This is a genomic window from Desulforamulus reducens MI-1 (assembly GCF_000016165.1).
GTDB classification, from domain to species: Bacteria; Bacillota; Desulfotomaculia; order Desulfotomaculales; family Desulfotomaculaceae; genus Desulfotomaculum; species Desulfotomaculum reducens.
Window position 1 is genome coordinate 1,121,019 of sequence record NC_009253.1, and the last position, 22,607, is coordinate 1,143,625.

Here is a 22,607-nt window from a genome sequence, read left to right on the forward strand (position 1 = left end):
AACGACTTTTGTAGCAATGTCCAATGCAGAGATTTTAAGCGAGCAGAAACAATGAAATCCTCATAGAAGGGTTTATACTTATTTCTAAAGTATTTGGAGGAGAATAAAGTGATGGCTTTTTATATCCTTGTATTGATCACCGGACTGGTGGTGGGCAGTTTCCTAAATGTTTGCATATACCGGATTCCCCAGGGGGAAACAGTGGTTACCACACCCTCCCACTGCTTTGCCTGCGGTACCCGTTTGAAGCCCTGGGATTTAGTACCCCTGTTCAGCTATCTTTTGTTAAGGGGAAAATGTCGTTACTGCAGGGTGAAGATATCCGTACAGTACCCTTTGGTTGAACTTATCACTGGTTTACTCTTCCTGGCAACTATTTATTATTGGGGCATATCCTGGCAAGCCCTGGCCATGTTGGTATTTTTTTCCGTACTGATGGTTACCACTGTCATTGATATCCACCATCAAATCATTCCTGATAGCGTTTTGCTGGTAGGAGGACTGCTGGGGTTGCCGATCATCTTTTTTCAATCCTTAGATCACTTGAAATGGGGCTTAATCGGTTTTTTTGCAGCAGGCCTCTTACTGCTTTTAATTGCCCTGCTGTCAAAGGGTGGTATGGGCGGCGGTGATATTAAACTGGCAGCGGTGATGGGGCTTTATCTGGGGTTAAAGCCAGTGGCCATAGCCCTTTTCCTTTCCTTTTTATTAGGCGGGGCGGTGGGCATTTTATTACTGGCCACAGGCATCAAGGGTCGTAAAGATCCGGTTCCCTTTGGCCCCTTTTTAGCGGCCGGTGCAATTATATCTGCCTTCCTAGGAGAAAGAATTATTGTCTGGTATCTAGGTTTTTTATAAATTAATAACAATGCTTTCTAGACGTATTTCCTTAGAAACTGAGTAGTCCTGCTTTAGCTGGTGCCATTGCCCCAAAAGTATAAAAAGTGGCCAGACACACCTTCCTAAAAGAAGTCATATGTTAATGTAAGAATAATGGCAGGTTTTTTAACATAATGACCTTTTTGTTAATAGCTAGGGGGTAGTGGGTGGTGAAAATTGGTGATATTGTAACAAGAAAGATTTACGGGGAAGATATGCAATTCTGTGTTTTAGGCTTTTATACCAATCAACGGACCGGAGAAAAGGTGGCCATACTGGCCTTGCTGGACCCAAATCTTATTGTAGAAGCTTCGGTACAGGAACTGAATCCGGTTTCGGCCAGAAAATTGTTTGCTTTAACCCAAAATTTTGTGCACTAGGAAAGCCTTAGTTTGCAGCCAGCCCGGGAGGGCAATTCCATCTACCTTTATAATTTTTTTCATCATACTTTTACAATGCCGCCTACTATGGGCGGTTTCATTTTAGTAAATCAGAAAGTTAAAACTTTCCGATTGTATAAGGGCAACTAAGGCTTACGCCGTCGCCTAAAGGCTCTCGTGCCCTATAGGGTATGGCATAAGCCAAGTTTTCTTTATAATGTATATTTCGGAAGGAATATTTTGTCTTTGGGAGAACAATACTTATGTTGAAGGAAAGGAGTTGGGTATTTGCCTTGAGTAATAAATATTTGACCATTGCGCAAAATGCAGTTCAAAAAGCAACATCCGGTGGTGCAGCAATGGCTGAGGCTTTTTTGCTGAGCAGTAAGGAATTATCCATTGAAACTCGTGATGGTGAAGTAGAAACCATGAAACTGGCTGAAGACCGGGGAATGGGTATTCGAGTAATAACCGACGGGCGAGTTGGTTTTGCTTATACGACGGATTTTAGTAGTGGCGGGGTGGATCAAGTTGTTCACCAGGCTCTGGCCAACGGAGCCAACACAGAACCCGATACGCACTATACTCTGCCTCAAATTACAGATAAATATCCACAACTGGATATTTATGACCCTGCCATCCGGGGAGCTTCGGTGGAAAATAAAATTAAAATGGCAGTGGAAATGGAAAAAGTTGCCAAGGCCCATGATAACAGAGTTAAGATTATTGAAAGCTCCTCTTATCAGGACGGAGAAATGGAAGTCAGCATTGTCAATTCCTTAGGTATGCAGGCCCATTACCAGGGTACCTATTGCGGAATTTATCTATCCTTGGTGGCTGGCGAAGGTGAGGACAGCCAGACTGGCTTTGCCATGAAATATGGTTTGAAATATGCTGACCTCGAGCCAATTATGGTTGGTAAGAAAGCAGCAGAACGGGCAGTTCGTATGCTGGGTGCCAAGCCGGTAAAAACCCAGAGAGCAGCTGTGGTGCTGGACCCCTATATTGCCACGAACTTTCTAGGCTTACTATCTCCCGCATTATCCGGTGAAGCTGTACAGAAGGGACGGTCTCTTTTTGGCGGGAAAGTAGGCCAACAGGTGGCCGGTGAATTGGTTTCAGTGGTGGATGATGGCAGATTGAAGGGGGGCATAGCCTCTGCACCCTTTGATGGGGAAGGTGTACCTACTTCAGAAACAGTTTTAATAGAACAGGGCCAATTAAAGGGCTTTTTGCACAATACTTATACCGCTGCCAAGGAAGGCATCCGGTCAACCGGTAATGGTGTGAGGGGTTCCTTTAAAAGTACACCGGAGGTCGGCACCACAAACTTCTTTATTCGCCCGGGGCAGGTCAGTGCGGATCAAATCATTCAGGAAGTTAAAAATGGACTTTATGTAACCGAAGTCATGGGAATGCATACAGCAAATCCAATTTCCGGCGATTTTTCCTTGGGGGCAGCGGGCATTTGGATTGAAAACGGCGCGTTGACAAAACCTGTGCGGGGTGTGGCCATCGCCGGTAATATCATGGAACTACTTGGTTCGGTGGATGCTGTGGGCAATGACTTGGAGTTCTTTGGTGGGAAAGGTTCACCTACCCTGCGGGTTGCTTCTATGTCCCTCAGCGGCAGTTAAGCTTCGATGGGAAGTGTTATATCTGCAAAATTTTACGTATGACCTTTAGGGTATGATACCCAACCAAGTTTTTCGAAAAGAAAATGCTTTTTAGTTTTCTAGGAAACCATCTTTGCAAGAGGATAGGGAATATGGTAAAATGTGTGTCGGTAATGTGGGTTTTTACAGGAAAACCAGCCCGTGGGAGAAGTATATATGAAAATTCTTGTATTGCATGGTCCAAATTTAAATCGATTGGGCAAAAGGGAGCCGGCTGTTTATGGTTCTCTTACCCTGGAAGAGATTAATGCCCAGATTTTAAATTTTACCCAAGAACGAGGAATCAGGGTAGAATTCTTTCAATCCAACCATGAGGGAGATCTGGTGGATCAACTCCAGGCAGCTGCAGAAAGCATGGATGCCGTGGTGTTTAACCCCGGTGCTTTTACACATTATAGCATCGCCCTGCGGGATGCAGTGGCGTCCATTGATATTCCTGTAATCGAGGTGCATCTATCGAACATCCATGCCCGTGAAGAATTCCGTCACAAGTCGGTTATTGCACCAGTGGCTGCTGGTCAAATCAGTGGCTTTGGTTCTGCAAGCTATCTACTTGGCATTCAAGCGGCGCTATCCCTTGCTCAGTCGAGGAGGAATTAATAATGATTGAACGTATAGCGCACCTTCGTGAGAAAATGTCCCAAAGAGGGATTTCTTATTTACTGGTTACCAAACCGGAAAATCGTTATTACCTCAGTGGTTTTACCGGTACCACTGGGGTTTTGTTGATTGGTCAAGAGACAACAGATTTTTTAACCGATTTCCGCTATATTGAACAGGTTAAACTACAAAGCCCCCATTTTCGTGTGGTTAAGGTGGAACAGTCATCGCCCTTTGTATTAGTTTATGAATTATTGAGGAATTATAAAGCTGAAAAGCTGTTTTTTGAAGCAGAGCATTTAACCTATAAAGAATACCAGGACCTTCAGAGCAATTTACCGGGCATAGAACTGGCATCCTGTACAGGATTGGTAGAAGACTTGCGGATGATTAAGGATGACTCTGAAATGACAATCATTCGTAAAGCAATGCAAATTGGTGACAAAGCCTTTGAACATATTCTACAGTACATAAAACCAGGCCGGTCAGAAAAGGATGTGGCCCTGGAACTGGAATTCTTTATGAGAAAGCTAGGTGCTTCGGGCGTTGCCTTTGAAACCATTGTAGCTTCCGGCCCCCGCTCGGCTCTCCCCCATGGGGTGGCCAGTGACAGGCTATTGGAAGACGGTGATTTTATCACCATGGATTTTGGAGCTTTATATCAGGGGTATAATTCAGATATGACCCGTACCGTGGTTATCGGTAAGCCGGATAAAAAGCAACAGGAAATCTATCATATTGTACTGGAAGCCCAAATGGCCGGGCTCCGGGCAGTCAAGGCGGGTATCCCCGCCCGTCAGGCCGATGCAGCAGCCCGCAGTGTGATTACTAAATATGGCTATGGAGAATACTTTGGTCACGGCACAGGACATGGTGTGGGCCTCGCCATTCACGAAAATCCCCGGTTAAATACAAAGGACGAAACCATCCTGCAGCCAGGTATGGTGGTCACCGTTGAACCAGGCATTTACCTGCCCCAATGGGGTGGGGTGCGCATAGAGGATAGTGTTTTGGTAACCGAAGATGGTTGTGAGATACTCACTTCTTCACCAAAAAATGAACTAATTATTCTTTAAATTTTGTTACAGGAGGGCGATTTAGGTTGATTTCTACCAGTGATTTTAGGACCGGTTTAACGGTCGAGATTGACAACGATGTTTATCAAATCATTGAGTTCCAACACGTTAAACCCGGTAAAGGTGCTGCTTTCGTACGTACAAAAATGAGAAATATGCGTACCGGGGCAGTGATTGAAAGAACCTTTAACCCCAACGAGAAATTGGCGCCTGCCAGAATCGAGCGTCAGGAAGTTCAATACCTGTATAATGATGGCGAGAGTTACAATATGATGAATATGGAAACCTACGACCAGTTTACCGTTTCCAAAGCAGATATGGGTGATGCCATCAAGTGGTTAAAAGAAAATATGACCCTGACCATTGCCAGCTTCAATGGCAATATTATTGCGGTAGATCTGCCCAATACGGTGGAACTGGCAGTGGTGGAAACCGCCCCCGGCATCAAAGGGGATACCGCTTCTGGTGGCGGCAAGCCCGCAACCTTAGAAACCGGTGCAGTGATTAACGTACCATTCTTTGTCAACATCGGCGATGTACTGCAAGTTGATACCCGTACCGGGAACTACGTAAAACGGGTATAATCACCATAATAGGTATAAAACCCCCTTTGCCGAGGAATAATACTGTAGTGTTACTATGGTACCAAATGCAAAGGGGGTTTTTCCATGGATAGTTTAAAATCAAAGGTGGCCTACCTGCAAGGTCTGGCCGATGGCGTGGATCTGCCGATGGAGAGCAAGGAAGGGCGATTACTGAACGGGATTATCAATGTTTTACAGGATGTGGCCGAGGAATTGGAAGGTCTGGAGGAAGCACAGGAGCAGTTGGAAGACTATGTTGAGACCATTGATGAAGACCTCTATACGTTAGAAGAGGATATCAATGAATGTGACTGTGAAGCAGAAGACTATGTGGAGGTTGATTGTCCCGGTTGTGGTGAAACCGTCATGTTTAATTCCGATATCCTGGAGGATGATGATATTATTGAAGTAACCTGCCCCAACTGTGACGAAGTAGTCTACGTCAATGACGATACATATGACAATACCAGTGAGATAGAACCAACGGAAGGCAAAGAAAACAAGAGAATTTAATGCAATTTAAAATCACTAGGACAGGTGAGCTTTAATAGCACCTGTCCCTTTTGCTTTGTGCTAAAAAGTACGTTGTTAGTTCCTATGCTAACTAGTTTTGGTAATAAGCAGTGGCAAGTATTGAATCTTCTCTATGGTTGGAGTTATAATAAAATTGTTGAATTTATGTAGAAATGGGGGAACTACCTATGGCTAGCAAAAAGATCCTAATTATTGGCGGTGTAGCGGCTGGTCCTAAAACAGCAGCCCGTGCACGCCGTTTAGATCCCGAAGCACAAATTACTATCTTGGAAAAAGGTAAATACATCTCCTATGCTGGTTGTGGTATGCCTTTTTATCTCTCTGGTAAAATCCATGACTTTGATCACCTTTACTCCACCTCCTATGGCGTAAAACGTGACCCAGAGTTTTTTAAATCCGAACGGGGCGTGGACGTGTTTACTGGAGTGGAAGCCATTTCCATCGATCGTACCAATAAAAAGGTTGTTGCTCGTGATGTGGAAACCGGAGAGGAAAAGATTTTTGAATATGATAAATTAGTATTGGGTACCGGTTCCAATCCCATTACACCTCCCATTGAAAACCTTGACCTGAAGGGTGTCTACCGTTTGAATCATCTTACCGACGCTGCTGCCATTAAACAGGCTTTAGATGCCGGCGAAGTGAACGATGTTGTTGTCATTGGCACTGGTTTTATCGGTATGGAGGCTGTGGATGCCATATTCAGCCCCAGGCGTACAGTAACCGTGGTAGAGTTTAGAGAAACCCTGTTGCCCGGTATTCTTGATCCCGACATGGGTAAGTTGCTGTACAAGAGCTTCTATGAGCAGGGCTTAGAAGGACGTTTTGGCGAAAAGGTTCTCAAATTAGAAGGTGAAGATGGTCGTGTAAGTAAGGTTATTACCGATAAGGGTTCCATTGATGCAGATGCTGTTATCTTGGCTGTGGGTGTTCGGCCCAATGTAAAACTGGCCCAGGATGCTGGCCTTACCATTGGTGAAACCGGTGCCATTGCAGTCAATGAATATATGGAAACCAGTGATCCCGATATCTATGCTCTGGGTGATTGCGCAGAAAATACCAACCTGCTCACGGGCAAAAAAGTCTTTGCTCCCATGGCCACCTATGCAAACCGACAGGGCCGTGTAGTTGGTGACAACGTTACTGGTCGTAAATCTACTTTCAAAGGTATTTTAGGGACCGGCGTACTGCACTGTATGGATATGAACGTTGCTCGGACTGGCTTGGGAGAAGTACAAGCCCGTGCCCTGGGCTATGATATTGAAACCATTACCGTAGCCACCTTTGATATGACCCACTATCATCCCAATAGCAACAAAATTGTTCTCAAGATGATAGCAGAGAAGGGTACCCAAAGAATTTTGGGCATCCAGGGTCTTGGCAAAGGTGAAGTTGCTAAACGGGCTGATGTGGTGGCTGCCTTAATTCAATACGGCGGCACCCTGGATGACCTGTTGAACGTTGACCTTGGTTATGCACCACCCTATAATACGCCCATTGACCCTATGGTGCATGCGGGCAATGCATTGAAGAACAAACTGGAGGGTATTGCCAATACCTATACTCCGGCAGAAGTACAAGCCAAGTTGGAAAAAGGTGACGACTTTGTCCTGTTAGATGTTCGTACAGCACAACAGTTTAATATGCGCTACATTGAAGATGAACGGACTAAACAGTTAGCCTTGGGAGAATTGCGGCAGAAATTGGCTGAGGTACCCAAGGATAAAGAAATTGTAACCGTCTGTGTCATGGGGTCCCGGGCCTATGAAGCAGCCCGTATCCTGGAAGGTGCCGGATTCAACAATGTAAAATTTATGGAAGCTGGTATGGAAGGTTGGCCCTTTGACATGGAAGATTTTTAATATGTCACAAAGCCCGTGTAAAAGACACGGGCTTTGTTTTCAATGTGGGAGAATGGTCCTTTTTTCACAACCTTAAAGGGTTTTTAAAGAAGATCTAGAAAATCAATAATTAAGGGTATACAGTACAATAAGAGGAGGAGAAAAGTGAAGAAATTTATTGTTTTATTGTTATCTTTGGTGATGTGTTTTTCCTTTATTATTCCTGCGGGAGCCGAAGAGCTGTCCCAAGATAAAAAGGCTTTGCTGGATATTATGAATAAGAGTTTTACAGAAATGAACACAGAAATATCATCCACTGCCACTGGTTCTGTAGAATACAAATTGAACCAACTGGGTGGCGGATTTTTGATGATGGTACCAGAATTAAGTAAATTGCAGGGAGCTAAGTTGGGTTTTGACTATAAGCTAAATGCTCCTGCGGGCCAAATGGCAATGCAATGGAAAATAAATTATCAAGGCAAAAGCTACCAGGGGGATATCTATCTTGCAGGGTCCAAAGTGATCTTTACCAAGGATGTTTTTAAAATGGTCAAAGAAATAGACCCTACTGCAGACATTCCAGACCTAAATACACTGCCCCAGTATCTGTATGTAGATGAACCGGAACTAACTCAGTTGTGGTCTAGCCCATGGCTTGGCGCAAAAATTAAAGATATCTTGCCATTACAAAACGAACTAATGGCCTTTATCCTAGAAGGAATGCCCAACGAATGCATTAGCAATTCGGGTAATAATTTGCGTATTTCCATAAACCAAAAGCAATTTGCTGCTTGCTTAGCAGGTTTGGTGGAAAAAGCCGAAAGTGAACCAGAACGCTTTGCGGATCTGATGGCAAAATATATCACAAGCCTGGATGCTACCCAGAGCTATGATGAAGTGAAGAACGATATTCTGACTGATATTAAGTCAGAAGACAGTGAGATTTCCAGTGCTGATAATATCCTAAAATCCATGGAAGAAGCTGGGATTGAGTTAAAAAATCTGGACTTTGATACTCCCAAAGGCCAAAATGGCTCAAGCAAATTTATCTTAAATTTGAATATTAAGGACACCAACACCGCCAGTTCCATCGGTGAAATCAAGGTAACCGTTGATCAAGTTAAATCTGGCAATCAGATAAAGGGAAATATGGACTTTGACGTAAAATTCGCTGTTAAAGAGCAAAACATGAATGTGAGCTTTAAGCTGGCAGGGGATTATGATCAATCCCAAAGGGATGCAGCCTCTGATTTTACATTAACAATTGATGCGGCCCAGGGATCTACAAAAATGTTTAATCTGGGACTGGACATACTCTCAAAGGCAAAGGTTGATAAGAATGTAAACCCGGCAGTACCCCAATTGACAAAGGAAAACAGCCTTGACTTTAGTCAGTTAACCAATGAATCTGATGTTGAGGAAAAAAATCTTTTGCCCGGCTTGGAACCAAAGGTTAACATTGTTCTAGATGACATTCCCGTTGATTTTGATGTGCAACCCTTGGTAAAAGATGGCCGCACCATGGTACCTGTTAGAACTTTGGCAGAAGCCCTGGGCTGCAGGGTAAATGCAGTAAACGATCAGGAAGTATATCTAGCTAAGGGCAATCAGTATGTTATGATGAAGCTTGGCGAAAGAAAATATACCGTCAACGGTAAAACGAAATTATTGGATGTGCCAGCCTATGTGAAGGATGGCAGAACCTTAGTTCCTCTCCGCTTTATTGCTGAAGAATTAGGCTGCCAGGTAGAAGCAGACGGTAACATGGTTTACATTACTAGTAATGAGTAGGGTGGAAAGTTTGAGAGTTGGAAAGTTTGAAAGCAGAAAGTTGAAAGCTAAAAACTAAAGACTAAAAGCTAACAGCTATTTTGAGAGTGTCATTTTGGCACTCTTTTTTTATTTCTTAAACTTAATTGGAATAAAATGACACCTAACTCAATATGTATAAGAAAGGGAGGGGACAAACTATGTCTGTTTTGAGACAAGTTCATGTTTTGGATACAAGCAAGGGCTTGCCCTTGGATGAAGTACTAAAGTTATTTCCCCCAAATCTACGCCAAATGCTGACCGAACTTCCCCTGCCCATTAAAGAAGAAGTGGAGGAAATTCGAATTCGACAGGGACGGCCCTTAATGCTGGGACTGGCCCAGGGGGATTGCTTTGTAAATGATCAGGGCTCTGTGTCTGCTAAGGCCACGGAGGCCTATACCATTAATAACCTTGATGTAGAGCGGATAACTCAACTGGTGAGCCGAAGTTCCCTCTATGCCTTGGAGGAAGAACTGAGGAATGGTTATATTACGCTGCCTGGTGGACACAGGGTTGGCATTACCGGTAAAGTCCTAACTGACCAGGGAGGAATTAGAAATATTAAGTATATTTCCGGCTTTAATTTCCGAATTTCAAGGGCAGTGGTAGGTGTGGCAGATAAGGTTTTGCCTTACCTCATTTCTTCGGACGGTCGATTTTATCATACCATACTGGTGTCGCCGCCCCGCTGTGGTAAAACTACGATGTTAAGAGAGATCATTCGCAGACTCAGTGAAGGGGTGCCAGAATTAGGTTTTTCGGGTGTCACTGTGGGTGTGGTGGACGAGCGTTCGGAAATTGCCGGTTGTTATCGGGGTGTTCCCCAGAGGGACATCGGCCCTAGAACTGATGTTTTAGATGCCTGTCCTAAGGCTCCGGGTATGATGATGTTGCTGCGTTCCATGGGTCCAATGATCATAGCTACCGATGAAATTGGACGACAGGAAGATGTGGCAGCCTTGGAAGAGGTACTAAACGCAGGCGTTAAGGTACTGAGTACGGTCCATGGCGCAACTCTGGAAGAATTGGCAGACCGCCCAGCTCTACAATATCTCTTTAGGATTAAGGCTATCCAAAGGTTTATTATACTGGGTCGGTCCCGGGGGGTGGGGACCGTAGAAGACATCATTGACGGCCGGACCATGAGGTCGTTGGGGGTGAAACCATGTTAAAAATCATTGGTGCAGCAGTGGTGGTGTTCTTTTGTACGTTAATAGGTATGACGGTAGCCAGTGGCTATAGCAGACGGCCCGGAGAGATTCGTGCCCTATTAAATGCCCTGCAAATCTTGGAAACAGAGATAGCCTACGGGGCGACACCCTTACCCGATGCTATGACCAGTGTGGCAGAACGTTGTGATCCCAGGGTGGCCTTGTTATTTAGCAGGGCTGGGACTGAATTAATGAGCATGCGGGGAATTACTGCCAGGGAAGCCTGGCAAACGGCCCTAAGTCAGTATTACCCAAAATCATCGATAGCCAAGACGGATCGGGCTATCCTTGTGGAATTGGGTACTAGTCTTGGGATGTCCGACAGGGAGGATCAGATAAAGCATCTGGTACTGGCAAAGGAACAATTAAAACTAGAGCATGCCAAAGCAGAAGAGGCCTCCCTAAAGAATACCAAAGTCTATCATTATTTGGGTTTCCTGGGTGGTCTAACGGTGGTGCTAATCCTTATCTAAGAAGGGGGATGTGAGGCATGGGTAATATCGATCTGATCTTTAAGATTGCAGGGGTTGGATTGTTAACGGCAGTTCTGACAACGTTACTCAAAGAGTACAAAAAGGATGATTATGCTGTTCTGGCCACTCTAGGTGGCTTAACAGTGGTGCTTTTCTGGGTGGTGCAACTCCTGGGAGGGTTGTTTGATCAGGTAAAATCGGTATTTAAGTTGTTTTAAAAAGGGGTCAGGGGTATGGATATTTTACAAATCGTTGGGCTGGGGTTGGTGGTTTGCATTCTTGCCATTATCCTGCGCCAGCAGAAGCCACCCATGGCTACATTATTGACAATGACAGCAGGTATCATCATATTTTTTGCCATGATGTCCCAAATTACAGCGGTCTTTAATGTTCTACGGGATTTGGCCAGTCAGGCCAATGTAAGTATGGTTTATATGGGTACCATTCTGAAAATTGTAGGCATTGCCTATATTGCAGATTTTGGCTCTCAGATATGCCGAGATGCCGGGGAAAGTGCCCTGGCTTCAAAAATAGAATTTGCAGCTAAAATTATTGTTCTGGTAATGGCAGTACCTATTATTGTGGCAGTGCTGCAATCTCTGATAAAACTGGTGCCTTAAGGTGGGGAGAAGGTTGCCAAAGATCATTTACACTTGGATATTGATATGTTTGTTCCTGGTCCCGGTACCCGTGCAGGCTGCACCTGAACAGCAAGGATTAAGTCCAGAGGGGCAATTGGCTGAGCTGGAGATAAGTAAACTGGAAGAATTTGTGGAACATCTTAACACGGAAATCGAAGGAGCAGTTCCAGAGATCAATTTTAAAGAAATGGTTATTCAACTGATGAAAGGAGACTTGGATTGGCAGGTTTCGGATATATTCACAGGTCTATTTAAGTTCTTCTTTAAGGAAGTAGTAGCGAACGCTTCTCTGCTTGGAAAATTGGTGGTTTTGGCCGTTATCTGTGCTGTACTGCAAAACTTAATGTCAGCCTTTGAGAAGGGGACCACTGGTAAATTGGCCTATGCCGTTAGTTATATGGCTTTAATCACCTTGGCAGTGGGGTCCTTTGCCTTGGCCGTTAATATTGGGCGAGAAGCCATTGATCAAATGGTCCATTTTATGCAAGCGTTAATGCCACTCTTGTTAACCCTGTTGGCCGCCATGGGTGGTGTGGCCTCTACGGCCATTTTCCATCCCATCATTTTTGGTTCCATTGCCACCATTGGCACGGTTATCAAGGTGATCGTGTTTCCTTTGATTTTTTTCTCTGCTGTATTAAATATCTTGAGTAATCTTTCCGAGAAATTCCAAGTATCCCGCCTGGCAGACCTGTTTAAGACGGTGGCCATGACGGTCCTGGGACTGTGCTCAACCATTTTTTTGGGTATTTTCTCTATCAAAGGTGTGGCTGGCTCCGTTACCGATGGAGTGGCCATACGTACAGCAAAATTTGCCACCGATGCTTTTATACCGGTAGTGGGAGGAATGTTCTCCGATGCCCTGGATGCGGTGATCGGCTCGTCTCTTTTAATTAAAAACGCCGTGGGAATTGCTGGGGTTGTTATTATCTTTGTATTAACAATACTGCCAATACTTAAAATTTTTGCAGTTGCCTTTGTGTATAAACTGGCCGGTGCCTTAATCCAACCAGTGGGGGACAAACAAATGGCAGATTGTCTTACTGGTCTAGGGAAAAGCCTGTTAGGTATTTTTGCTGCAGTGGCTACGGTGGGATTGTTATTTTTCTTTGCCATAACCATCGTAGTGGGAATGGGTGATTTAATGACCATGTTGCGTTAAAGAGAGGTGACGGCACCTTTGGAGAGTATCAAAGAACTGGTACAGGCCCTTGTTATCATTATTGTTATGGTTTTGTTCTTGGAAATGTTCCTTCCTAACAACGATATGCAAAGGTATGTCAAAATGGTTATGGGTTTGCTGGTGATTGTGGTGGTTATGGAAGCTGGCGCCAATTTTATCCGACAGGATTTTAAATTTGATTTACCGGCCTTAACCAAGGGCAACAACACTTCATCCCTGGAAAGTATTATGCATGCTGGACAAAAGCTTGCTGGTAAACAAAAACAAGAAGCCCTGCAAGAATACCAACAGGGAATCGAGAAACAGGTACTGGCTCTGGCGAAATTACAAAAGGATATCACAATATCAGGGGTCCAGGTTACAACTTTAGATAAACCGGAAGACCCAAATTACGGTCGGCTAACCGGAATTGTACTGGAGATATCCCCCAACCCAGTTGGTGATCAGCAGATACAAAGGGTGGAACCCATTCAAATAACGGTTGGAGCAACGGGGACTCCGAACACCCAAAAAACCTCTGTGACAGATAGTGAACAAGCCCGGCGCCTGGCACGTACTGTTGCCGATTTCTATAATATTCCCCTTGAGCAAGTAAAGGTTGTGGAGGGTAGCTAAGAACTTGCGAAGCCAAGTTTTACAAAAAGTTTTTCTCTAAAGAGATAAGGAGGCTGTTCTATGAGCTGGTTTAAAAAACTGGTTGGTGACGGCGAAGTTGACGGGCCCAAAAAGGAACAACTAAAGAGAATAAAAATTATGGTTGTTGGTGCAGCCCTTGGCATAGGTTTGCTTTTTTTAGGAGGTCTAGGGGATGAAAAAAAAGCTCAAGCCCCGCCAGTAAAAGAAAAGGTTGAGGTAATAACGAAAGAAAATGAATCCATCAAAAACATCATGGCCTCTGAGGAAGAGTATCTGTCAGGGAAATTATGCCAGATGTTAGAGCAGATAGATGGTGCCGGTAAAGTAAAGGTAACCATTCGGTTAGAAAATTCCACTCGTACAGAATATGCCATTAATACATCCACTGGCAAAAAAACCACCCAGGAGAAAGATCAAACTGGCGGAACCAGAACCCTTACCGAGGATACGGATACTGGCCAACTGGTATTGGTGACCCGTAATGGAGAGGAAACCCCTGTTATGAGTAGAGAGATTGCACCCACCGTGGCCGGTGTATTGGTGGTAGCAGATGGAGCCAATGACCCAAGGGTGAAGGCACAATTGTTCCGAGCTGCACAGGTTTCTCTGGGGGTAGAACCACAGAAAGTTATTGTGATGGCAAAAAAGGCAGGTGAATAACATGTCTAAACGATTCTGGTTCTTAGGACTTTTAACCCTAGTGGGAATTACTTTATTGGTCGTAGGTTCCCAAGGGGGCATTGGTAATTTCAAAGAAACTACAAATCTTACTAATGCTCCCCATGTACAAGCCAGTACTCAGGATAAAAATAATTCGCCCAATGCCAAGGAAAACAGCATTGTAAAGCCGGATAGTAATCCTTCGGGTAATGCTGTGGAAGTAAAGAAAGGAGAAATTGATCAGAACGAAGATGTCCTAAAGGATACCAGTGGTTTTTTTGTTGAATATCGCTTGGAGCGGGAAAGAAGCCGTGGGCACCAAATAGAAATAGCCAGAGAAATTATCAATAATACTAATTCAGACCCGGATATTCGAAAAAAAGCCCAGGAGCAATTGTATGTGATTAGCAACCGTTTACAAAAAGAACTGGAAGTGGAAAGTTTAATTCGGGCCAAGGGGTATCAAGATTCTGTGGTATTCTTAGAAGGAAAAACCGTTACGGTTGTAATTCAAGCAAAGGATTTAAATCAAGAAGACGCAGTTAAGATAACGGACCTGGTGTCACGCAGTACCCAGGTTGAAGCCCAAAATATTGTTATTATACCTAAGAACTAAAGGGAGAAAGATGTACAAAAATATTAGTCACAAAGAAGGCTTTTTATCAAAACCATAGAATATTGTATACTTAGACTTCTTTAGTAGCCTTTCCTTTACTCCTTCTATATAATCTAGAGTAGGAAAATAAAATACTTTTTCGGCAACTGACGGACCCGCTCAGGTTGTTGCAGATTTACAATGACCTGAGTTTTCTGTTGCATTGTGCTGGGGGAGGAGGAAAAATGTCTCATCATTTAAAAATTACCGATACAACATTACGTGACGCACACCAGAGTCTGTGGGCAACCCGTATGGCCACGGAAGACATGTTGCCCATTTTGGAAAAATTAGATCAAATGGGGTATCACTCCTTAGAAGTGTGGGGCGGAGCAACCTTTGATGTTTGCCTGCGCTTTCTGAACGAAGATCCCTGGGAACGTCTTCGGTTGATTAGGAAGTACGTTAAAAACACCCCCTTACAAATGCTACTCCGAGGACAGTCTCTGCTGGGATATATGCATTACCCTGACGATGTGCTGGAAGCATTTATTCATAAAACCGTGGAAAACGGTATGGATATCATCAGAATTTTTGATGCTTTAAACGATATTCGAAATATGGAAAAGGCGATTCAAGCCACCAAGGCTGCCGGGGCCCATGCCCAGGCAACGGTGGTCTATACCGTAAGCCCGGTGCATACAACCGAACACTACCTGGAAACTGCCCTGCGGCTGGAGGAAATGGGTGCTGATTCTATTTGTATAAAAGATATGGCCGGCCTTCTGGCACCTTTTAAATCTTACGAATTAGTTAAATTATTCAAAGCCCATTTACAGGTACCTGTGCAATTGCACTGTCACTATATTGGTGGTATGGCAGTGGGAGCTTATCTAAAGGCCGCAGAGGCTGGTGTAGATGTGGTGGACACTGCTTCGGTTCCCATGGCCTTTGGTGCTTCGCAGCCACCGGTAGAAACCGTTGTAAGGGCCCTGAAAGGAACCCCCTATGATACTGGACTAAGTATGAAGGCACTGTTTGAAGTGGCTCAGTATTTTGAAGATATTCGCAAAGTGCTGGGACAGCAACGGGGTGTAACACGCATCAGTGACATGCGGGTGTTTGAACATCAGGTCCCTGGTGGTATGATTTCCAACCTAGTGTCCCAGCTAGAGGAGCAAAAGGCGCTGCATCGGCTGGATGAGGTTTTGGAAGAAATTCCTAGGGTGAGAGAAGAACTGGGCTTCCCGCCGCTGGTAACACCCACCAGTCAAATTGTTGGAACCCAAGCTGTTTTAAATGTCTTAACCGGGCAACGGTACAAATTAATTCCCGGTGAAGTAAAACTTTATGTTGAGGGCTACTACGGCCAACCCCCGGCCACCATTGATCCTTCGGTTAGTCGCAAGGTCCTAGGGGATAAGGAAGCTATCAGCTGCCGACCCGCTGACTTATTAGAACCCAAACTGGATAAACTAAGAGATGAGATTAAGGATTTAGCCATTAGCCAAGAGGATATATTAAGCTATGCTATGTTCCCCCAGGTAGCACGCAAATTTTTTGAAGCGCGCAAAAGAGGAGAAACAGGTCCACAGAGGAAGGAAGCTTCGATTAAACCAGGGGCGCCTGCCGATTTTAGTGGCACCAAGAGTACCAAGGAGGCTAAGAACGTGAACCTTAGTGAATTAAAAGAACTAATTAAGGTATTAGATCAAACAGATATTACAGAAATAGACCTGGAGAGTGATGGTGTTAAAGTATCCATCCGTAAAGGTGGAAAAGTGTCTGCCACTGTAACACCTGCGGCACCACAAAAGACAGCGGAAACACCGGTGACTGAAGCACCTAAAACAGGTGAAGCTTCTGTGGCACCGGAAGTTCCTGTGGTTTCAACCCAGCCCACAGAGGATTTAATCCCTGTTACCGCACCGATGGTGGGTACCTTTTATAGAGCACCATCTCCGGATGCCGACCCCTTTGTTAACGTAGGAGATATTGTAGAAAAGGGTCAAACTCTTTGTATTGTTGAAGCTATGAAATTAATGAACGAAATTGAAGCAGAGCAAGCTGGTGAAATTGTCCAAATCATGGTGGAAAACGGCCAGCCCATTGAATACGGACAAAATCTCTTCATGATTAGAAAAAAGTAGGGTGACAGATGTTTAAAAAGATATTAATTGCAAACAGGGGTGAGATTGCCCTTCGCATCATTCGTGCCTGCCGGGAGTTAAACATCAAAACAGTCATGGTTTACTCAGAGGCTGACAGAGACAGTTTGCCTGTACGGCTGGCAGATGAGGCCTATTGCATCGGGCCGGCTCCCTCTAGTAAAAGTTACTTAAATATAACCAACATCATTAGTGCAGCCGAAGTATCTGGTGTAGATGCAATTCATCCCGGCTATGGCTTTTTAGCCGAAAATGCAAACTTTGCCGAAATATGTGAGGATTGTGGCATCGCATTTATTGGTCCTTCTCGTCATGCCATCGAATTTATGGGTAATAAAGCCCTGGCCCGCAATACCATGATCAAGGCCAATGTGCCGGTGGTTCCTGGTTCTGAAGGGGCCGTCAGTGATGAAGAAGAGGTCATTCGTATTGCCAAAGAAATTGGTTATCCTGTATTGATTAAGGCATCTGCGGGCGGCGGCGGCCGTGGTATGAGGGTGGCACACAGTGAAGAAGACTTACTGAAAGCCATCAATACTGCTAAGAACGAAGCCCAAGCGGCCTTTGGTAATGGCGATGTTTATTTAGAAAAATATGTGGAGCAACCCAGACATATAGAATTCCAAATCCTTGGTGATAAAGAAGGAAATATTGTCTATCTGGGGGAGAGAGACTGCTCTGTACAGCGTCGTAACCAAAAAGTAATTGAAGAGGCCCCCTCGGTGGCCCTGACGCCCGAACTCCGGAGAGTCATGGGGGATACAGCGGTAAAAGCCGCCCAGGCAGTAAATTACTATAATGCCGGTACGGTAGAATTTCTCTTAGACAAAAATAACAACTTCTATTTTATTGAAATGAATACCCGTATCCAGGTGGAGCACCCTGTTACTGAATTAATTACAGGTATCGACCTGATTAAAGAACAAATACGAATTGCAGCTGGGGAACCCTTAGGCTATGGTCAAGAAGATATTCGCATTGACGGGTGGGCCATCGAATGTCGTATTAATGCAGAGGACCCAGACAAAAACTTTATGCCCCATCCGGGTACCATCAAAACTTATCACCAACCGGGCGGTCCTGGGGTCCGTCTGGACAGTGCAGCCTATAATGGTTATGCTATACCACCCTTTTATGATTCGATGATTGGCAAGCTAATTGTTTGGGGCAGAGACAGGGACGAAGCTATACGCAGAATGCAAAGGGCCTTAGACGAATTTGTCATTGAAGGGATACCTACCACCATTCCTTTCCATAAAAAGGTATTAAATAACGCTTTCTTCCGCAGGGGTGAAGTCTATACAAACTTTATTCAACGACGAATATTGCCTGACTAATAGTTTGGTTGCTGTGGTCAGGATGAATATGGTATAATTCCTAGGAAACATTGGATATTTTTGGAGGTGTACCATGACAGATAATAAGCGCGATATCGTGGTTATGACTCCCCATGAAGGATTAGGTGGTATCCGCATTTCAGATGATGTAGTAGGGGTTATCGCCGGGATGGCTGCAACCGAGGTTTCCGGAGTTGCAGGTATGAGTGGAGGTCTTGGCGGCGGCATTGCCGAAATGCTGGGCAGAAAGAACCTGTCCAAGGGTGTAAAAGTTGAAGTTGGGGAAAAGGAAGCGGCAGTGGATCTTTTCGTTATTGTTGAGTTTGGTGTCCGCATTCCGGATGTGGCTTCCCAGATCCAAATGAATGTAAAGCGTGCCATCGAAGGCATGACAGGTCTTTCTGTGGTGGAAGTGAATGTCCATGTGCAAGGCGTTACTTTTCCTAATGCAGATACAAAAGAAGATGAACCAAACCGCGTAAGATAAAATTAAAAAGGTGAAGATATATAGAATCGGAACCAATACTTATTGGTTCCGCATTTTATATTTAGCATATGGAAACTATAATCTTTCTAATATGCACAAGGGTACATTCTTTTATTTTATAAAGGCTCATAGTATTATAAAAAAGGGAGGGGATTCAGTGAGTCCCTTTGACCGTTCTTTGCTCATATTTTATACCTTGTTAATGACAATATTTAGTCTGTTGGCATTGTTAATTGTTTCTGGTTGGTGGCAACAGCCCTTATACCTTTTGTGGCAAAGCCCCTACGTGCATGATTTGCAACTTTACCTGTCTATATTTATAGGCGTTTTATTACTTGTGGGCTTGCGCTTACTATGGGTTTCCTTTTCCCGGCGGCAAACCGGCAAGGCAGTGGTCCATGACTACACCCTGGGACAAGTAAGAATTTCCCTAACAACCATTGAAAACTTGGTTAAGAAAGTTGTCTACCAGATACAGGGTGTAAAAGAAGTAAAACCACGTGTTATACAAACTTCAAAGGGAATGGGGTTGCATATTCGGGCAATCGTGTCCCCAGATATCAGTATTCCGGAAGTCAGCCGGCAAATTCAACAGCGGGTACAGGAGTACCTTTCACAAACCACCGGGATCGTGGTAACCGATATCAAAGTAATTGTGGATAATATATCCAGCACCCGTCCTAGGGTAGAGTAAGCCCGGCAGGAGGAGGGTGAAGATGTTATATAAACTATTTCAGGAAATTATCGAAAACCACAGGGGAAAAGCCGTAGGAGCAATACTGGGACTGGCCTTTGGCTGGTTTGCTATCAGCTATGGCTTATTTAAAGCCTTATTTGTGAGCCTTTGTGTATCAATCGGTTATTTTGTAGGCAAGGGCGTGGACCAAAGTTTTGATTTTCGGGAAGCCTTTGACAGACTTTTTCGGGATCGCTGGTAACCCAGGACTAATTTATGCAAATGAAGAAGAATGGCAAAACTAAAAATAAATAATGACTTTGAGGAGGTCCTAACTTGGGCAGAAGGCAGGCCAGAGAAACTGCACTGCAGGTATTATTTCAAATTGACTTAGGAAAAACCGAACCAGACCTTGCACTTAACAATACTGCGGAGGAGTTTGGGGCTGGTCCCCAGGAGATAGAGTTTGCCCGACAATTAGTTATGGGCACCCTGGAACACATAGAAGAAATTGATGCTATGATTGGTAAGGTTAGTAAGGAATGGCAATTGAATCGGATGGCCAATGTAGACCGCAATATTATGCGGTTAGCAATCTTTGAAATGAATTATCGAGCCGATATCCCCAAGAGTGTATCGGTTAATGAAGCTCTGGAATTATCCAAGATATTTGGCACCCCGGACTCCGTCCGTTTTATAAACGGTATCCTAGGCAAACTGCTGGATAACAAGGACGAAGCAGCACCAGTCATAAGTAGTCTAGAGTAAATTATAACTCTTATATAATCTAGGCTTGTTTAAATTACTGACTTATATGTTTGTGAGGAGGAGACTAGGTTGTATCAGATCATCTCAAAAAAAGCCTTGGCACCAGCTATTTACGAATACGAAATCTTGGCGCCGAAGGTGGCAAAAAAGGCAAAAGCAGGACAATTTATTATTGTCAAGGTCGATGAACAGGGAGAGAGGATACCGCTTACCATTGCTGATTTTAACAGGGAAACTGGAACTGTCACCATTGTTTTTGCTGAGGCAGGCTACTCCACTAAAAAACTAGGTCAATTAAATGCTGGGGATGCGGTACAGGACTTTGTTGGACCCCTGGGCGTTCCCTCCCATGTGGACAAGCTTGGCACAGTGATAATGGTTGCCGGTGGGGTAGGCGTTGCGCCTGTTTATCCCATCGCCAGGGAGATGAAAATTGCTGGAAGCCATGTGGTGGGTATCATGGGTGCCCGGAATAAAGATTTGATCTTTTGGGAAGACCGTATGAAAGAAGCCTGTGATGAATTATTTGTCACCACAGATGATGGTTCTTATGTACGGCAGGGCTTTGTAACCGATGTTCTGCGTGAATATATTGAGAAAGAAGGCAACCCGGCCATGGTGATGGCCATTGGCCCCCTGCCTATGATGAGGGCAGTTGCCAATATGACCAAGGAATATGGTATTAAAACAATGGTCAGCCTAAACTCCATTATGGTGGATGGAACAGGTATGTGTGGGGCCTGTCGTGTAACCATTGGTGGAGAAACTAAATTTGTGTGTGTTGATGGCCCAGAATTCGACGGCCATCTGGTAGATTTCGAAGAACAGTTGATGCGTTCCCGGCAGTATAAATCAGAAGAACAGCAGGCTATGCAACAGAGCAGTTGTGGTTGTGGGGGAGGAGGTAAATGCCATGGCTAAACAAATTATCCCTAAAAAGCACCCCATGCCCCACCAAGATCCTAAGGTAAGGGCTAAGAACTTTGATGAAGTGGCACTGGGCTATACAGAAGAATTAGCTTTGGCAGAAGCTGAACGCTGCCTTAAATGCAAAAATCCGATGTGTATGAAAGGTTGTCCCGTTAGTGTAGATATTCCTGAATTTATCGCCCATGTCAAGGAACGTAAATATGAGGAAGCAGCTAAGGTTATCAAACGTACCAACGCTCTGCCGGCTGTATGTGGACGGGTATGCCCCCAGGAGAACCAGTGCGAGAAATTCTGTATTGTTGGTAAAAAGAATGAGCCAGTGGCCATCGGTCGTTTAGAGCGCTTTGTCGGTGATTATATGGTTAACAAAGAAGCTGAGATTGAAAAGGCGGAAGCTACCGGCTATAAAGTGGCCATCGTTGGCTCTGGGCCCGCAGGTTTAGCCTGTGCTGCGGATTTGGCACGATTAGGCCACAGTGTTACCATGTTTGAGGCATTGCATACCCCCGGTGGTGTGTTGATGTATGGTATTCCGGAATTCCGGTTACCCAAGGCTATTGTGCAGAAGGAAATCCAAAATTTAAAGAAAATGGGCGTTGAAATTGAAACAAACGCCATTGTCGGTCAAATTGCTTCCCTGGATGAATTGTTGCAGGAAGAAGGTTTTGATGCTGTATTCCTGGGCACAGGTGCAGGTACACCCTACTTTATGAACCTGCCAGGGGAAAACTATAACGGGGTTTATTCAGCCAATGAATTTTTAACCCGTTCCAATTTAATGAAAGCCTATTGCTTCCCCCAGTGTGATACACCTATTAAGGTAGGTAAGAAGGTAGCAGTTTTAGGCGGTGGCAATGTTGCCATGGATGCAGCCCGTACAGCTCTTCGGTTGGGTGCAGAGGATGTCTATATTGTTTATCGTCGCTCCCGGGCAGAACTACCAGCCCGACTAGAGGAAGTTGAACATGCTGAGGAGGAAGGCGTCCAATTCCTATTCTTAACCAACCCAACCAAATATGTTGGAAGTGAAGAAGGCTGGTTAACTGGTTTACAATGTATAAAAATGGAATTGGGCGAGCCCGATGCCTCCGGACGCCGGAAACCCGTTCCAATTGATGGGAGCGAATTTGTTCTACCGGTGGATGTGGCCATTGTAGCCATCGGTCAAGGACCGAATCCGCTACTGACCAAGACTACTCCTGATTTGGAAACTAACAAGCGGGGTAATATTACGGCCGATGAAACGGGAAAAACCTCTAAAGAGGGGGTTTATGCCGGTGGAGACGTTGTAACCGGTGCAGCCACAGTCATTAAGGCCATGGGAGCAGGTCGCGTTGCAGCCACTAGTATTCATGAGTACTTAATGGGCAAAGGACCTAAGAAAAACTAGTCGTCAAGTAAAAGTGTATCGCTTCTGCGGGGGCGATACACTTTTAGCTTAGCCTAACTTCATAGATAGA

General features: G+C 44.6%; 25 protein-coding genes. All 25 read left to right on the plus strand.

Annotated elements, in window-relative coordinates:
* The first annotated feature begins 111 nt into the window (after positions 1-111).
* The 25 genes from DRED_RS05665 (at position 112) to gltA (ending at position 22,537) form a co-directional block, all read left to right on the plus strand.
* Complete coding sequence (locus tag DRED_RS05665; protein WP_011877408.1) at positions 112-858, plus strand: prepilin peptidase; 747 nt, start codon at positions 112-114, stop codon at positions 856-858.
* Positions 859-1,046: 188 nt separating this feature from the next.
* The gene (locus DRED_RS05670) at positions 1,047-1,259 is read left to right on the plus strand and encodes a sporulation peptidase YabG (protein WP_011877409.1); all 213 of its coding nucleotides are present in this window, start codon (positions 1,047-1,049) and stop codon (positions 1,257-1,259) included.
* A gap of 263 nt (positions 1,260-1,522) precedes the next feature.
* Entirely contained in the window at positions 1,523-2,896 is a 1,374-nt protein-coding gene (locus DRED_RS05675) for a TldD/PmbA family protein (protein ID WP_011877410.1), read from the plus strand.
* A gap of 195 nt (positions 2,897-3,091) precedes the next feature.
* On the plus strand, positions 3,092-3,535 hold the full coding sequence (gene aroQ, locus DRED_RS05680; RefSeq protein WP_011877411.1) for a type II 3-dehydroquinate dehydratase: 444 nt from the start codon (positions 3,092-3,094) through the stop codon (positions 3,533-3,535).
* Positions 3,536-3,537: 2 nt separating this feature from the next.
* Positions 3,538-4,611 carry a M24 family metallopeptidase gene (locus DRED_RS05685; RefSeq protein WP_011877412.1) on the plus strand — a complete coding sequence of 358 codons (1,074 nt, stop codon included), beginning with the start codon at positions 3,538-3,540 and terminating at the stop codon, positions 4,609-4,611.
* A gap of 26 nt (positions 4,612-4,637) precedes the next feature.
* Positions 4,638-5,195, plus strand: coding sequence for an elongation factor P (gene efp / locus DRED_RS05690; protein ID WP_011877413.1), 558 nt, complete (start codon positions 4,638-4,640; stop codon positions 5,193-5,195).
* Between the two features lie 84 nt (positions 5,196-5,279).
* Positions 5,280-5,708 carry a CD1247 N-terminal domain-containing protein gene (locus DRED_RS05695; protein WP_011877414.1) on the plus strand — a complete coding sequence of 143 codons (429 nt, stop codon included), beginning with the start codon at positions 5,280-5,282 and terminating at the stop codon, positions 5,706-5,708.
* 188 nt (positions 5,709-5,896) lie between these two features.
* Positions 5,897-7,591: an FAD-dependent oxidoreductase gene (locus DRED_RS05700; protein WP_011877415.1), complete on the plus strand. Its 1,695-nt coding sequence runs from the start codon at positions 5,897-5,899 to the stop codon at positions 7,589-7,591.
* Between the two features lie 144 nt (positions 7,592-7,735).
* Positions 7,736-9,361, plus strand: a complete 1,626-nt coding sequence (locus tag DRED_RS05705) for a copper amine oxidase N-terminal domain-containing protein (protein ID WP_011877416.1) — start codon at positions 7,736-7,738, stop codon at positions 9,359-9,361.
* Positions 9,362-9,540: 179 nt separating this feature from the next.
* Complete coding sequence (spoIIIAA, locus tag DRED_RS05710; protein WP_011877417.1) at positions 9,541-10,554, plus strand: stage III sporulation protein AA; 1,014 nt, start codon at positions 9,541-9,543, stop codon at positions 10,552-10,554.
* Positions 10,548-11,066 (plus strand): stage III sporulation protein SpoIIIAB, encoded by a 519-nt coding sequence (gene spoIIIAB, locus DRED_RS05715; protein ID WP_011877418.1) that lies wholly within the window; start codon positions 10,548-10,550, stop codon positions 11,064-11,066. Before spoIIIAA ends, spoIIIAB begins: the two co-directional genes overlap by 7 nt.
* 17 nt (positions 11,067-11,083) lie before the next feature.
* On the plus strand, positions 11,084-11,284 hold the full coding sequence (gene spoIIIAC, locus DRED_RS05720) for a stage III sporulation protein AC (protein ID WP_011877419.1): 201 nt from the start codon (positions 11,084-11,086) through the stop codon (positions 11,282-11,284).
* Between the two features lie 15 nt (positions 11,285-11,299).
* On the plus strand, positions 11,300-11,686 hold the full coding sequence (gene spoIIIAD, locus DRED_RS05725; protein ID WP_011877420.1) for a stage III sporulation protein AD: 387 nt from the start codon (positions 11,300-11,302) through the stop codon (positions 11,684-11,686).
* A 13-nt stretch (positions 11,687-11,699) separates the two neighbouring features.
* Entirely contained in the window at positions 11,700-12,869 is a 1,170-nt protein-coding gene (gene spoIIIAE / locus DRED_RS05730; protein WP_011877421.1) for a stage III sporulation protein AE, read from the plus strand.
* Positions 12,870-12,875: 6 nt separating this feature from the next.
* On the plus strand, positions 12,876-13,505 hold the full coding sequence (spoIIIAF, locus tag DRED_RS05735; RefSeq protein ID WP_041274488.1) for a stage III sporulation protein AF: 630 nt from the start codon (positions 12,876-12,878) through the stop codon (positions 13,503-13,505).
* Positions 13,506-13,565: 60 nt separating this feature from the next.
* Positions 13,566-14,186, plus strand: a complete 621-nt coding sequence (locus DRED_RS05740; RefSeq protein WP_011877423.1) for a hypothetical protein — start codon at positions 13,566-13,568, stop codon at positions 14,184-14,186.
* A gap of 1 nt (position 14,187) precedes the next feature.
* A complete protein-coding gene (locus tag DRED_RS05745; protein ID WP_011877424.1) occupies positions 14,188-14,802 on the plus strand; it encodes a SpoIIIAH-like family protein in 615 nt (204 codons plus the stop codon).
* 224 nt (positions 14,803-15,026) lie between these two features.
* Positions 15,027-16,931 carry an acetyl-CoA carboxylase biotin carboxyl carrier protein gene (gene accB / locus DRED_RS05750; RefSeq protein ID WP_011877425.1) on the plus strand — a complete coding sequence of 635 codons (1,905 nt, stop codon included), beginning with the start codon at positions 15,027-15,029 and terminating at the stop codon, positions 16,929-16,931.
* Between the two features lie 8 nt (positions 16,932-16,939).
* The gene (gene accC / locus DRED_RS05755; RefSeq protein WP_011877426.1) at positions 16,940-18,286 is read left to right on the plus strand and encodes an acetyl-CoA carboxylase biotin carboxylase subunit; all 1,347 of its coding nucleotides are present in this window, start codon (positions 16,940-16,942) and stop codon (positions 18,284-18,286) included.
* 73 nt (positions 18,287-18,359) lie between these two features.
* Entirely contained in the window at positions 18,360-18,773 is a 414-nt protein-coding gene (locus DRED_RS05760; protein ID WP_011877427.1) for an Asp23/Gls24 family envelope stress response protein, read from the plus strand.
* 157 nt (positions 18,774-18,930) lie between these two features.
* Positions 18,931-19,467, plus strand: a complete 537-nt coding sequence (gene amaP, locus DRED_RS05765; RefSeq protein ID WP_011877428.1) for an alkaline shock response membrane anchor protein AmaP — start codon at positions 18,931-18,933, stop codon at positions 19,465-19,467.
* Positions 19,468-19,489: 22 nt separating this feature from the next.
* On the plus strand, positions 19,490-19,711 hold the full coding sequence (locus DRED_RS05770; RefSeq protein ID WP_041274489.1) for a DUF2273 domain-containing protein: 222 nt from the start codon (positions 19,490-19,492) through the stop codon (positions 19,709-19,711).
* 74 nt (positions 19,712-19,785) lie between these two features.
* Positions 19,786-20,217, plus strand: a complete 432-nt coding sequence (nusB, locus tag DRED_RS05775; protein ID WP_011877430.1) for a transcription antitermination factor NusB — start codon at positions 19,786-19,788, stop codon at positions 20,215-20,217.
* Between the two features lie 69 nt (positions 20,218-20,286).
* Positions 20,287-21,138 (plus strand): sulfide/dihydroorotate dehydrogenase-like FAD/NAD-binding protein, encoded by an 852-nt coding sequence (locus DRED_RS05780; RefSeq protein ID WP_011877431.1) that lies wholly within the window; start codon positions 20,287-20,289, stop codon positions 21,136-21,138.
* A complete protein-coding gene (gltA, locus tag DRED_RS05785) occupies positions 21,131-22,537 on the plus strand; it encodes an NADPH-dependent glutamate synthase (RefSeq protein WP_011877432.1) in 1,407 nt (468 codons plus the stop codon). Before DRED_RS05780 ends, gltA begins: the two co-directional genes overlap by 8 nt.
* Positions 22,538-22,607 lie beyond the last annotated feature (70 nt).